Raw genomic sequence first — 14258 nt, 5'->3', positions numbered from 1 at the left:
CCCTAAGTCCACCGTTGTATTGGGTCAACCACCCAACCATCTGCCGGAGGATGTGGCGGCAGCGTGGAAAGAGATTGAGACGTGCGCGCTACCGGGCGTGCTGATCTGCTCGGACCGCTTCGTGATGGAGATCGCGGCCTCGCTGCTGGCCGAGTTCCGTGCCAACCGCGCCGATTTCAAGGCTGCGAAGTATTCGCATCTGATCGGGTGCTTGGCCCGCCTGGGCCTGACGCCAGCCGATCGGCAGACGCTTGGCACCTACTGTCGGGCACCCTGGTGGCGGATGGGCGGATCGTTGGAGCTGGTATCGCCAATTCGTCGCCTGACCTCCTAAGTCAGGAATTTCCCTACTGTTGTGTCCGGTTGTCCCTGATTAAAATAGCATTAGGGGGCCGTGCAGTGACGCCGGTCGTAGTCGAATAGATTGGGGCGGTCGGCAGCATGGACAGCGGTAAGGGGAGCGCGCGTTGCGCGCGCGTCGCGTGGTGCGCGGCGTTGTGGGTCGGGGTGAGCGCACAGGCAGCGGCACAGCAGGTCGGAGATCCGGCGGCGCAGGAACTGTTGCGGCAGCAGGAGCGCGAGCGCGTGCTGCGCGAGCAGCAGGAGGCGCGTCCAGACGTGCGCCTGCAACAGGCGCCAGCCGATGGCGTCGAACGGCTGCCCAGCAACGAATCGCCATGCTTTCGCATCGATCGCATCGTGCTCGACGGCGATGGCGCCAAGGCGTTTGCCTGGGCGCTGAAAGCCGCCAACCCGCGGCAGGATCCGGCCATCGGGCGTTGTCTGGGCACTGAAGGCATCAACCTGGTCATGAAGCGGGTGCAGAACGCGGTGATCTCGCGTGGCTACGTCACCACGCGCGTGCTGGCGGCCCCACAGGACCTCACCGGCGGCACCCTGACGCTGTCGCTGGTGCCAGGGCGTCTGCATACCGCGCGCTTCAGCGAACCGGCCTCGGCGCGGGCGGCGATTGCCAACGCAGTGCCAGCACGCCGCGGTGAGTTGCTCAACCTGCGCGACATCGAACAAGGCCTGGAAAACTTCCAGCGCGTGCCGACGGTCACGGCAGATATCCAGATTGCGCCAGCCGAAGGCAGCAGCGCAGGACCAGGCGAAAGCGATCTGGCAATCGCCTGGCAGCAACGGTCACGTATCCGCACCAGCCTGAGTCTGGACGATGCCGGCAGCGAGGCGACCGGCAAACTGCAGGCCAACGGCACGCTCTCGCTGGACAATCCGCTCGGTCTCAACGAGTTGTTCTACGTCAGCCTTGGCAAAGGCGTGTTCAACGGCGCCGGCAAGGACACCGACAGCTGGACGGTACATTACGACGTTCCATATGGCTATTGGTTGTTCGGCGCGACTGCAAGTTCTTACGACTACAGCCAAGCCGTTGCCGGTGCCACCGAGACCTACGATTACAGCGGCCGTAGCCGCAATGCAGAAGCGCGCATCGATCGCCTGCTGTTCCGCAACGCAGCGATCAAGTTCGGAGCCTATGGCCGCGGGTGGTGGCGGCAGTCGACCAGCGCAATCGACGATACCGAAATTCAGGTGCAACGGCGGCGCACCGCAGGCTGGGAGCTGGGCCTAAATCATCGCCAGTTTTTCGGCAAGGTCACGCTGGACGCCAGCCTAGGCTATCGACGCGGCACCGGTGCATTCGACGCCTTACGCGCCCCCGAAGAACTCGCGCACGCGTTCGATCCGTCGATCCCGCTGGAGGGCACTTCGCGCATCAAACTGATCGTGGCCGATACGCAATTGGTGGTGCCGTTCCAGATCGGCAATCAGCGCCTGCGCTATAGCGCGTCCTGGCGGGCGCAGTGGAACCACACGCCGATGGCACCGCAGGATCGCTTCGCAATCGGTGGGCGCTTCACCGTGCGTGGTTTCGATGGCGAGGCGACGTTGAGCGGTGATCGCGGCTGGTCGCTACGCAACGACCTGGGCCTGGCAGTGGGCGGCGGGCTGGAAGCCTATCTGAGTGCCGATTACGGGCACATCGGCGGTCAGTCAACACGCTTTCAGGCCGGCGATCACCTGGCCGGCATGAGTGTGGGCCTGCGCGGTGGCTGGCAGCATTGTTCGCTGGACACCTTCGTCGGGTCTGCACTCGAAAAACCGGCCAATTTTCCAACCGATTACACCACCTTCGGCTTCAGCCTTTCCTGGCGTTATTAAACATCCACAAGGATTAGTGACATGAATCGCGTCTACCGTCTGGTCTTCAACCGCGCACTGCGCGTCTGGCAAGTGGCGTCGGAGCTGGTACGTGCTCCAGGCGGCAGTACAGGTGCCAGTGCTTCTCCCGCGCATTCCGCCACCATCGGACCGCTGCGGTTCGCCCTGCTCTGCGCGCTCGGTTGTGTCAGCTTGGTCGACGCCGCGCATGCGCAGTCGGCTGGTCGGATCGTAGGCGATCCGGCTGCGCCCGGAAGCGAGCGTCCAACGGTCATGACCGCGCCCAACGGGGTACCGCTGGTCAACATCACGACACCCTCTGCCGCCGGCGTCTCGCGCAATCGCTATTCGCAATTCGATGTGGGCCGCGAAGGGGCGATCCTCAACAACGCCCGTAGTCAAACCCAGACCCGATTGGGCGGCTGGGTGCAAGGTAATCCATGGCTAGCCACCGGCAGCGCCCGGGTGATCCTCAACGAAGTCAACGGGCCGGCCAGTCGACTCAATGGGTATGTCGAAGTCGCCGGCCAGCGCGCTGAAGTCATCATCGCCAATCCTGCCGGCATCCAGGTGGATGGCGGCGGATTTCTTAACGCCAGCCGGGTGACGCTGACCACCGGTGCACCGATCCTTTCCAATGGCGCGCTGGAAGGTTATCGGGTCAATGGCGGCTCTATCCAGGTCGCTGGCGCTGGTTTGGATACCAGCGGCGCGGACTATACCGATCTGATTACCCGCTCGCTGCAGGTCAATGCCGGCATCTGGGCCAACCAGTTGCAGGCAAGTCTCGGCAACAACGTGGTCAGCGCAGACCATGCCCGCGTCACGCCGCAGGCTGCCAGTGGCCAGGCACCCACGTTCGCGCTGGATGTGGGCGCGCTTGGCGGCATGTTCGCCAACAAGATCTGGCTGGTCGGCAATGAGAATGGCGTCGGCGTGCGCAACGCCGGCAACATCGGCGCACAGGCCGGCGAACTGGTGGTGACCGTCGATGGCCGGCTTGAAAACACCGGCACCTTGCAATCGCAGCAGGACACGCGCGTCGCCGCCAGTGGCGGCATCGCCAATGCCGGGACGCTCAGTGCAACGCGCGAATTGCGCGTCACTACGGCGGCCGATCTGGACAACCGTGGCGGTACCTTGAATGCGCGGCGGCTGCAGATCGATGCGGCAGCGGCACGTAACCAAGGCGGCAGCATCGAGCAAACCGGTCTCCAGGCGCTGGGCGTGACCGCAGTCAGCGTCACTAACCGCGCAGAAGGCAGCCTCGGTGCGGTCGCCGCTGCACCGACCAGTGGCGGGGCGCCACCCGGAACAGGCGGCAATACAGGAGGCGGAACGCCCGACAACAGTGGTAGCAATGGAGGAAGCGGCACCGTCACGCCTCCTTCAAGCGGCCAGGCCCCGGTGGTCGCACCGCTGTCGGCTGGCGCGCTCACCATCGCAGGCCTGCTGGACAACGATGGCGGTCGCATCAGCGCGGGCGGCGATGTGTCACTGGCGGCGGCCAATGGCCTGGACAACAGCGGCGGCCGGCTCGGTGTGGCTGCACTGAGCGCACGCGGCGATCTACTCAACCGTGCCGGCACGCTCAACGTGTATGGCGACGCAGACCTGCAGCTGGGTGCACTGGTGAACGATGCCGGCCACCTCAGCGTGACAAACGCGCTGGGTCTGGAGACACAATCGTTGAGCAATCGCAGCGGCGAATTGCGCCATGGCGGTGTTGGCGCACTGGCCATGCAAGTGCGTGGGCTACTGGACAACACGCAAGGCGTGCTCGCCAGCAATGCGGCAGCACTGCAGCTCAACGCGCAAACTGTCCTCAACGCAGCCGGCCGCATCGAGCATGCAGGCACGCAGGGGCTGACACTGGCCGCGCAAGACTGGTCCGGTGCCGGTGGCAGCATCGCCACCTTGGGCGCGCTCACCTGGCGCGCGGGTGCGGTGGATCATCGCAATGCTGCAGTGAGCACCACGCAGCTGACCTTGCAGGCCGATACCTTCGACAACCGCGGCGGCACGCTGCTATCGACCGGGCCACAGGCCGCTACGCTGCAGGTTGCCGGTCGTCTGGACAATGGCGATAACGGCAGCATCGCCAGCAATGGCGATCTGACCCTGCGCGCCCGCACGCTTGGCAACGCCGGCGGCCAGGTTCAACAAGCCGGCACCGGCGTGCTGACCATCGCTGCCGACGCGCTTGAAGGACGCGGTGGCCGTGTGCTCAGCAATGGCGGATTGACGGTGACAGGCGGCAATATCGATCTTGCCGCAGGCAGCACCTCCGCACAGCAGATCCGCATCGACGCCGACGCACTGAGTACTGCCGGCGGCAACCTCGTCTCGCTGGGGAATCAGGCGTTGCAGTTGAACGTGCGGGAGCGACTGGACAACCGTGCCGGCAGCCTTGCCAGCAACGCCGGCGTCACCATCGATGCAGGCGCGTTCGACAACCAGGCCGGCTCGGTCCTGGCAGCAGGTAGCCAAGCCGTAAGCGTGACCGTGGGTGGCACCCTGGACAACAGCGCCGGCACCATCTCCGGCAATGCCGCAGTCTTGCTGCAGGCCGGCACCCTGCTCAATCGTGGCGGACGTGTTCTTGCAGCCAATGGCGCAGCGTTGCAGGTCCGTGCCGCCGACTTGTTAGACAACAGCCAAGGTGGCCGCCTCGCCACCAGCGGCGACCTCGATGTAAGTGCATCCACACTGGATAACCGTGCAGGTGCCATCGAGCATGCCGGCAGCGGTGCGCTGACCGTGACGGCCGATACATTACAAGGCGCTGGCGGCAAGGTGCTCAGCCTCGGCAACTTGCAACTGCGCGGCGGTGCTCTCGATCTAGGGCCAGACAGCACCACGCAGGCGCAGCGTATCGATGTTCGCGCGGGCAGTTTGCGTACCACAGGCGGCGCGCTAAGCGCCACCGGCACCGACGTCCTAAGTCTGCAGTTGAGCGGTGCACTGGAGAACGACGGCGGCACCATCGCCGGCAATGGCGCGATCGCGTTGCAAGCAGCCGCGCTGTCCAACCGCGCCGGTACGCTCGCCGCTGCCGGCACTGCCGACAGCCGTCTCGACATCACCGGGCAACTGGACAATACCGGCGGTCGCATCGCCAGCAACGGCGCGACGCTGCACGTTGGCGCAGATCATCTCATCAACCAGCAAGGCACGCTAAGCCACTCCGGAACGCAGGGCCTGGATATCGTCGCCGGTCGTGTGGATGGCAGCAAAGGCACCATCGCCAGCAGCGGTGCGCTGACCTTGACGGCAACCGATGTCGACCACCGCGAAGCGACCATCGGCGCCGACAGCGTGGACATGCAGGTACAGACACTGGACAACCGCGGCGGGCGCATCGTCGCCAGCGGCAGGGGGGCCAGCAGTCTCCAAGCCAACGTGCTGAACAACGCTGGCGGCACACTCGCCGGCAATGGCGACCTGTCGCTGAGCAGCACCTTGCTCGACAACACGCAAGGCACGATCCAGCACGCCGGTGTCGGGCAACTGCAGATTGCCGCGCAGACACTCGCCGGCACTGGCGGAAAGATCATCAGCAACGGCACGCTGCGTGTGACCGGGCAGAACACCGATCTAAGCAATGCCAGCACGTCGGCCCACACCATCACGGTCGCCACCGGAAACCTCACCACGGCGGGCGGGCAACTGTCGGCCAGCGGAGACCAACTGCTCAGGCTCGATGTCTCCGGCACGCTGAACAATCGCGGCGGCACCATTGGCAGCAACGGCTTGCTGGCGCTCGGCGCGCAGAATTTCATCAACACCCAAGGCACGGTGCAGGCCGCCGGCAGCGGGCAGTCGTCGCTGACCATGACCCAGGCGCTGCAGAACCAGCAAGGCAAGATCCTGCTCGGCGGTGACGGCCGCATCACTGCTGCCAGCGTCAACAACCAGGCCGGTACCTTGCATGCGGCCGGTGGCGTCTTGCAGCTGGACGTGGACGGAGTGCTCGATAACCGAACGCAGGGCGTGGTATCCAGCGCAGGACGGCTCGAGGTGCAGGCAGGCACGCTCGACAACACAGCAGGCACCGTCGTCGCAGGTACCGACCTCACGGTTGTCACCGACACCGCGATCGGCAACAACAATGGCGCCATCCAGGCCGCCAACGCACTGCGTCTGGAAGGTGCCGGTCTGTCCAACCGCAGCGGCAACATCATCGGCGGCAACGTCGTGGTCGACACCCGCGCACAGCAGTTGGACAACACCAGCGGCACCATCGGTAGCCAGTCCGGCACACTCGATGTCCGCAGCGGATCGCTCAATAACGCGGGCGGGCGTCTGCAGTCGCAGGCCGCATTGCTGCTGCAGACCAATGGGCAATCCATCACCAACACCGGCTCGGGCGCCAATGGCGGCATCCTGGCGGGCGGACGCCTGCAGGTGGACGGCGGTGCGCTGGACAACCGTGGCGGCGCGTTGTTCGCCCAAGGCGATGCACGCGTGGCCGTCGCCAGTGTCGATAACAGCGGCGCGGGTGCGCTGAGCGCAGCGGGTAACCTCGCCCTCACGGCGACGGCGATGAACAACGCAGGCGGCCGGGTTCAGAGTGGCCAGGCCGTCGACCTCACCCTGACTGGCGCGCTCGACAACCAGGCCGGTCTGGTCGCTGCGGGCGGTTTGTTGACCTTGAACGCATCCAGCGTGGACAACCGCAACACGCGCAGCGGCAACGCGCTCGGCCTGCAGGCAGGGCAACTGCAACTGCAGGCCCAGTCGCTGGACAATCGCCAAGGGCAAGTCATCACCGACGGTGCGAGCAACTTGCAGCTGGTCTCGGGGTTGGACAATACCGGCGGCCAGGTCTCCTCGGGCGGCAGCCTGGACATGCGCGCCGATGCGGTCGCCAACAGCGCCGGTCTGCTGCGCTCGGACGGCAACCAGCACCTGACCGCGCGCAACCTCAGCGGCGATGGCCAGCTGCAGTCGCAGAGCAACCTCACCCTGACCCTGCGCGAAGGCCTGACCAATACCGGTGAAATGATCGCCAATGGCACGCTCGCCATCCGTGCCGACGGCGATCTGGCCAATCAAGGCGTTCTGCGTGGCGGCACGATCGATCTTGCTGCGCGCAACGTCGACAATGCCGTCAATGGGCAGATCACCAGCCAGGGCACGACCCATATCGTCACCGGCGGCCAGCTGGTCAACCGCGGCCTGATCGACGGTGGCCTCACCCATCTGCAGGCATCAACGCTGGACAACGTGGGCACCGGGCGCATCTACGGCGACCATGTTGCGATCGCCGCGGGCACCTTGCTCAACCGTGCCGAAACCATCGCCGGCGTCACCCGTGTCGCCACCGTGGCTGCGCGCGACCGGCTGGACCTGGGCGTCGGCCAGCTCAGCAATACCGATCGCGGCTTGATCTACAGCGACGGCGATGCAGCCATCGGCGGCACGCTGGATGGCAATCGCCTGGCCACCGGCGTTGCGCGTCAGATCGACAATCTCGGCTCCACCATCGAAGTCGCCGGCGATCTCGATTTACAAGCCACCACCATCAACAACATCCGCCAGAACGTCGTGGTCACCCAGACCACCACCACGCTGGCACCGGTGCGCCTGGATCAGCCGAGCTGGCGCAACAACGGCGAAAACGACACCTCCAATATCCGCTCCACCAGCAACTATGCCGCTTCCGAGGTGTACTACCTCAATCCTCAGGACATCCTGGAGGACACCTCTTACATCACCCCGGATGGCTACCAGGTGCGGCGCGCAGTCATCCGCGTGACCCCGCAAACCAGCGCGTATTTCTTCGCCCGCGGCGGCATGTACCAAGCCACGGGCGAACGGTCACGCCTGAACTCCCAGTCAGGCACGCTGACCATTTACTACGTCGGCCGCCAAGACAACCAAGCCAATCCGGACCAAGTGACCGCCGGCGCGGATGACCCGTTCCGCGAGCTGTCGCAGATCGAGCCCGGCTCGCCCGCCTTCCGTTACACCAGCGACACGCTCAGTTACTCCAACGCCTACGGCACCTGCACCACCAACTGCGTGCAGCTATGGGCGCAGTTCGCCTATACCGATCCGGATCACATCCTGATGAATCCGCAGGGCACCGGCGGCGGCAGGCTCAGCGACAACGAACGCTATCGCACAGCCACCCGCACCGTGGTCGAAGACGTATTGCAGCCGGGCGCTGGCCCGGAAGCGGTCATCCATGCCGGCGGTGCGATGCGCATCGGCACCGATGCCTTGCGCAACGAGTACGCACGCATCGCCGCTGGCGGCGACCTGAGCGTCAGCGGGCTCACCCACACTGCCGATGTCACCAACCTCGCGTATACGCTGTACCGCACCCATAGCTTCAGCAACGTGACCACGGCCTACAACGGCGCCACGCGCAGCTGGAGCAACCCGTCCATCTCCGAGCAGATCGGCCAGATCGGCAGTGCCATCACCAGCGGCGGCACGCTGCACATCGATGTCGGCGACCTGAGCAACCTCAATCAGGGCCGCAATGCACCCAACGTCCAGGATGGTGCGGCCGTGGCCAACCTCAACCTGCATGGGCCGCAGACAGGGCCAGGTAGTTCCGGCACCGGCACGGTGCGTGGCCCGGGCAGCGTGGCGGCCAACGCGGCCGATCGCGCGCTTGCTGCGGTGACAACAGCGGCCAGCGGCGGCAGTTCCGGTGCCGTTGGCAACGTGGGGGGCAGCGGCCCAATCAACGGCGCACGTGTGGTCACTGCGGCCGGCGGCTCCCCGGATCGTATCGTCATGGGCACGCCCGATACGCGCGCACCCACCGGCAGCCTGTTCACGGTGCGGCCGTCTGCCGGCAATTACCTGGTGGAGACCGACCCGCAGTTCACCAACTACCGCAGCTGGCTGGGCTCGGACTATCTGCTCAACCAGATGGGCTACTCCGCCGACACGCTGCAAAAGCGCCTGGGCGATGGCTATTACGAGCAGAAGCTGGTGCGCGAGCAGATCGGCCAGCTCACCGGCCGGCGGTTCCTTGAGGGCTACAAGAGCGACGAAGCGCAGTACCAGGCATTGCTGGATGCCGGCGCCACCGTGGGCAAGGCGTGGCATCTGCGCCCGGGTGTTGCGCTGACCGATGCGCAGATGGCCCAGCTCACCAGCGACATCGTCTGGCTGGTGGAGCAGACCGTCACCCTGCCCGATGGCAGCACCACCACCGCGCTGGTGCCGCAGGTCTATCTGCGGTTGCGTCCCGGCGATCTGGACGCTGGCGGCGCCTTGCTGGCCGGCGCCAACGTGGATGTCACCCTGGCCGGCGGCCTGAAGAACACCGGCACCATCGCCAGTCGCCAGCTGGTGTCCATCGACGCCGGCCGCATCGAGCACCTGGGCGGCAGCATCAGAGGCAACCAGGTGGGACTGCGCTCGGCCAGCGACATCCGCATCGAAGGCGCCAGCGTCACCGCCGTGGATGCGCTGAGCGTGCAGGCCGTTGGCGATGTCACCGTGGCCTCCACCGTGGAAACGCTGCAAGGCGGCGGCTTCCACCAGTACAGCACCACCCAGCTCCGGCGCGTGGCCGGCCTGTACGTCACCGGCACCGACGGCAACGGCGTGCTGTCGGTGGTGGCGGGCCGCGACGTCAACCTGCAGGCCGCGCAGATTCGTAACGCCGGCACCGATGGCGTGACCCAGCTGGTGGCCGGCAACAACCTCAACGTCGGCACGCAGACGCTTTCCCACAGCACCGATACCACCGCCAACGACCGCAACTTCCAGCGCAGCAGCGAGACCACCCACGCCGCCACGACCATCCAGGGCGCCGGCAACGTGGTGCTGGCAGCGGGCAACGACCTCAATCTAACGGCGGCACAGGTGGGCGCGGGCAAGTCCATGGCCTTGCAGGCCGGGCGCGACATCAACAGCGTCGCGGCGGTGGACAGTAGCGCCAACGACCGCAGCACCGTGACCAAGAGCAATTCGCTGGCCACCTCCAACTACGATGAAACCGTGCGCGGCACCCAGCTGGGCGCCGGCACCAACATCGTCATGCAGGCCGGCCGCGACCTCATCCTGGCCTCGACCGCGGTCGCCAGCCAGACCGGTGGCATCGCCCTGGCCGCCGGCAACGACATCAAGTTATTGGCTACGCAGGAGCAGCATGATGCGGTGGTGGATAAGGAAACGCGCAAGAAGACCGCGCTGTCCGGCAAGACGGTCACCACCCACGACGAAACCCACGACAGCCTCGCCATCACCAGTTCGCTCAGCGGCGAGCAAATCTCGGTTGCTGCAGGCAACGATCTGCGCTCGCAGGGCACGCAAATCGTTGGCACCGGCAATGTCGTGCTGGCGGCCGGCAACAACCTGACCCTGGAAACCGCGCAGAGCACGCACAGCGAAGCGCACGACAAGCAGACCGTCAAAACCGGCCTGTTCGGCAGCGGTGGCATCGGCTTCACCATCGGCAAGCAGACGGTCAAGACCGAGGCCGACATGACCGATGTCACCCATACCGGCACCACGGTCGGCAGCCTGCAGGGCAACGTCACCCTGGTCGCTGGCAACACACTGGCGATCACCGGCAGCGACGTGATGGCGCTGCAAGGCGACATCACCGCCAAGGCCAAGGACATCGCCATTACCGAGGTGCGTGACACCAGCGACAGCACGCAGAAGACGGCATTCAAGCAAGGCGGGCTGACGGTCTCGTTGAGCTCGGCTGCGCTCAATCTGGCGCAGGCCGCGGTGAGCAGTGCCGAGGCGGGCAAGAAGGCCGAGGGCGACACGCGCATGCAGGCGCTGGCGGGCGCATCGGCGGCCTACAGTGCCTATGGCGCGGGCCAGGCGATGGGCAGCGCGCTGTCTGCCGATAGCGCCAAGGACGCCGCACAAGGGGCCGGTCTCAAGATCGCCGTCACCGTGGGCGGCAGCCAGAGCGAGAGCGAGACCAAGCAGCGCAGCGCCACCTCCAAGGGCTCCACCCTGCAGGCCGGCGGCAACGTCAACCTGATCGCCACCGGGGGTGGACAAGACAGCAACATCCTGGTGCGCGGCAGCGACATCAAAGCCGGCAACAACTGCTGCTGGCGGCCGACAACAACATCACGTTGGAGTCCGCCCAGGACACCTTCGAACAGCACAGCACCAGCAAGAGCAAGAGTGCGGCGATCGGCGTGGCCGTCACCTATGGCGCAGACGGCTTTGCCGCCGGCGTGACCGCCAGTGCCAGCGGCTCGCGTGGCAAGGCCGATGGTGTGGACGTCACCCAGCGCAACAGCCACCTGTCGGCCGGCAACACCGCCACCCTCATCAGCGGCAACGACACCACCCTCAAGGGCGCGGTGCTGTCGGCCAACACGGTGGTGGCCGACATCGGCGGCGACCTCAACATCGAGAGCGTGCAGGACACCAGCACCTACGCCAGCAAGGACAAGGCGGTGGGCGGCAGCGTGACCTTCGGGGTCGGCTTCAGTGCCAGCGCCAGCTACAGCAGCAACAAGGTCAACGGCGACTTCGCCAGCGTCACCGAGCAGAGCGGCATCCAGGCCGGCGACGGCGGCTTCGACATCCGCGTGCATGGCAATACCGACCTGAAAGGCGGCGTGATCGCCAGCACCCAGGCGGCGGTGGATGCCGGCGTCAACCGCCTGCAGACCGGCACGCTGACGGTGAGCGACATCACCAACACCAACAATTACAAAGCCACGGGCATCAGCCTCTCGGGCGGTTACGCTGCCGGAGGCAGCAAGGACGGAGCCAAAACCGAGACCCAGACGCCACCGACGACCAATAACGGCAGCAATTGGTCCTGGCAAAACCAGGGCAGCGGTGCGCAAGGCGCGGCCGCCGGTTACTCCAGCAAGAGTGGCAGCGAGACCTCGCTCACCACCAGCGGCATTAGTGGCGGCACAGTGGTGATTACCGACCAGGCGGGCCAACAAGCCAAGACCGGGCAGAGCGTCAGCGATGTGCTGGCGGCACTAAACCGCGATGTGCTCACCGGTGATAGCGCCAATGGGCTGGTGAAAGGTTGGGATGGGCAGAAGCTGCAGCGGCAAGTGAGCGCCGGAGCGGAGATCACGGCGACGTTTGGGCAGCAGGCCAGCAAAGCGGTCGGGGACTACGCGTCGAAGAAAGCTTTGGTTCTCCGCGCGCAGGGAGACTCAGAAGAAGCCGCAAAATGGGATGAAGGCGGCGAATACCGCATAGCTGCGCATACCGCGATGGGACTGCTTGGTGGAGGTGTTGAGGGCGCACTTGGGTCAGCGGCGGCTGCAACGGCTGCACCAGTTGTTTCAGAACTCACCAAGAATTTGCCAAAGGGCGTGAAGGAAGCCGTTGGTGCTGGCTTGGCGGCTGGGCTGGGCGCGGCAATTGGCGGATCAGCAGGCGCGGCCACCGCGTTTAACGAAGACGCTAACAATCGGATGCTGCATCCAGACGAAGTGAAGTGGATCCGAGAAAACGCAGCTGAGTTCGCAAAAGTACAGGGAATCGGCGAGAAGGAAGCCTACAATATTCTATTGGTAGAGGCTGCTGCTTATGTGGAAAAAGACATTCAGGACAAGCTTTCATTGCTTGGTGCCGGATATGAAAATGAGGCTGCGATTGCATTTCTTGCGACCAATCGTGCGGTCTATGGTAGCGTTGAGTCCTTTGATAATCGGCATCGCAACGATGCCAGCATGTTCGCAAATGAGCTAGGGCGCAGCACCGGAGATTTCGTCGATGTATTCAATGCACTGGCGGATGCGGGAGGAAGCAAAGACGACTGGCATTTGGCCCTTGCACCAGCAAATACTGCGTTCGCAAATGCATCATCTTCTCAGTGGGGGGTGTTTAAACTTCAGGTCGCCAGTGCTGGTGCGGGAGCACTTGCTGCCGCAGGTGTAATTACCTATCCCACATTGTCATGGTGGGCTCAAACCGGACTTAAAAGCGGAGTTCAGAGTGCTGCCATTTACACTCTTACTACCGCCGCCAAAGCCAACAGCGAACGGTTGGACACAGGCAAGAATTTCACAGAAACGTTTGCAAATAATTTCTCGTGGCCTAAGCTCGGTGTTGCAGCCACAGTCGGTGCGGCGGGAGGCGTGTATACCCAGCAAATGTTGACCTGGGCAGGCTTGCCGATCGGGTTCTTGCCAAGCGTTCAGAGCATAGGCGGCATAGTTATCCGAGGAAATCAAATGGCCCAAGGAACGGCTATTTCAAAAGCGGCAAACGCTGCAGTCGATCACTACAAAGATAAAGATGCGGAAGATTCCAACCCATGATTGATATAATTTTTGCGGTATCCGCCGGGATTTCAACCCCACTCATCGCGAGCAAGATTAATAAATTTGGAAAGATAAGATTGTTCTGTGTCGGCTTTGTTGTCGGACTGTTTTTTTCTTTAATTTCAGCATTTTATTATCATTTCTTCGGACTTCAAAATTTTTCGCGAGGGCTTGATTTTTATACATCACCCCAAACAATTATTCCAAGCCTAATATTTCCTTTTTCATTTGGAATTATGGCAGCTCTAATGCAACTTATGTATCCCCTGATGACGTGGAAGCAAGCGGAGAAGGAAATTCTACGGTCAGGCTTTGCAATAACAAAAATAGATAATTTAAACAGCATTCAATATTCAAAAGGCGACTTCGATTTAATCGCGATTTTTGGTCAAGAAAAGGTTCCGAAGCGCATAAAGATTTTTAGAGGAAAAAGAGAGATCGGATTGATGGAGCTTAGAAATTGAAAACCAGTGGATGCATCTCCGATTTTGAATAGCTCTACGGTTTTGAGTCCAATTCCGTACCCCGAGCAGATTTGACGTGAAGAAACATGTTCCCGAAGAGCAGATCATCGGCTCCCTGCGCGATGCCGGGGCAGTTCGTCCACTTGTTCGCACTCGTCACCAATCACCGTGATTACCAACGCACGATCATGCACTGTGACGCACAATTTTGAACCGATAGCAAAGCCCACTTGCTCCAACCAACGGCCACGCAAGCGAAGTGCGGGCACGCGCTGTTGGCTGTCAGGATAATAGCCATAACCCACGGTGCACTGCTTGGTTGGGCGCACACGTCGCGGTGGGCGTTGTGCGCGGGCAAGCTCGGCGG

4 protein-coding genes and 1 pseudogene are annotated in these 14258 nt (G+C 63.6%); 4 read left to right on the top strand and 1 reads right to left on the bottom strand.

The annotated features are described in order from the left end of the window. The 4 genes and pseudogenes from XBLMG947_RS22130 to XBLMG947_RS22990 form a co-directional block, all read left to right on the top strand. The coding region (locus XBLMG947_RS22130; RefSeq protein WP_139074455.1) for a hypothetical protein at positions 1 to 334 on the top strand (334 nt) is incomplete at its 5' end. A 107-nt stretch (positions 335 to 441) separates the two neighbouring features. Beyond that, entirely contained in the window at positions 442 to 2184 is a 1743-nt protein-coding gene (locus XBLMG947_RS19985) for a ShlB/FhaC/HecB family hemolysin secretion/activation protein (protein WP_065470293.1), read from the top strand. 21 nt (positions 2185 to 2205) lie between these two features. Further along, a pseudogene (locus XBLMG947_RS19980) lies at positions 2206 to 12450 on the top strand (hemagglutinin repeat-containing protein); the annotation flags it as partial. A gap of 970 nt (positions 12451 to 13420) precedes the next feature. Further along, entirely contained in the window at positions 13421 to 13891 is a 471-nt protein-coding gene (locus XBLMG947_RS22990; RefSeq protein ID WP_139074454.1) for a hypothetical protein, read from the top strand. Between the two features lie 104 nt (positions 13892 to 13995). Here XBLMG947_RS22990 and XBLMG947_RS22125 read toward each other — a convergent pair. Next, the coding region (locus XBLMG947_RS22125) for a SymE family type I addiction module toxin (protein WP_083993295.1) at positions 13996 to 14258 on the bottom strand (263 nt) is incomplete at its 5' end.

The organism is Xanthomonas bromi (assembly GCF_900092025.1).
Lineage (GTDB): Bacteria > Pseudomonadota > Gammaproteobacteria > Xanthomonadales > Xanthomonadaceae > Xanthomonas > Xanthomonas bromi.
Note: the sequence above shows the minus strand (reverse complement) of the source record. Positions and strands in the feature narration are given on the sequence as shown.

Excerpts from the sequence above, each read along its gene's own strand:
- XBLMG947_RS22990 (WP_139074454.1), top strand. The coding sequence starts at position 13,421 with ATGATTGATATAATTTTTGCGGTATCCGCCGGGATTTCAACCCCACTC.
- XBLMG947_RS19985 (WP_065470293.1), top strand. The coding sequence starts at position 442 with ATGGACAGCGGTAAGGGGAGCGCGCGTTGCGCGCGCGTCGCGTGGTGC.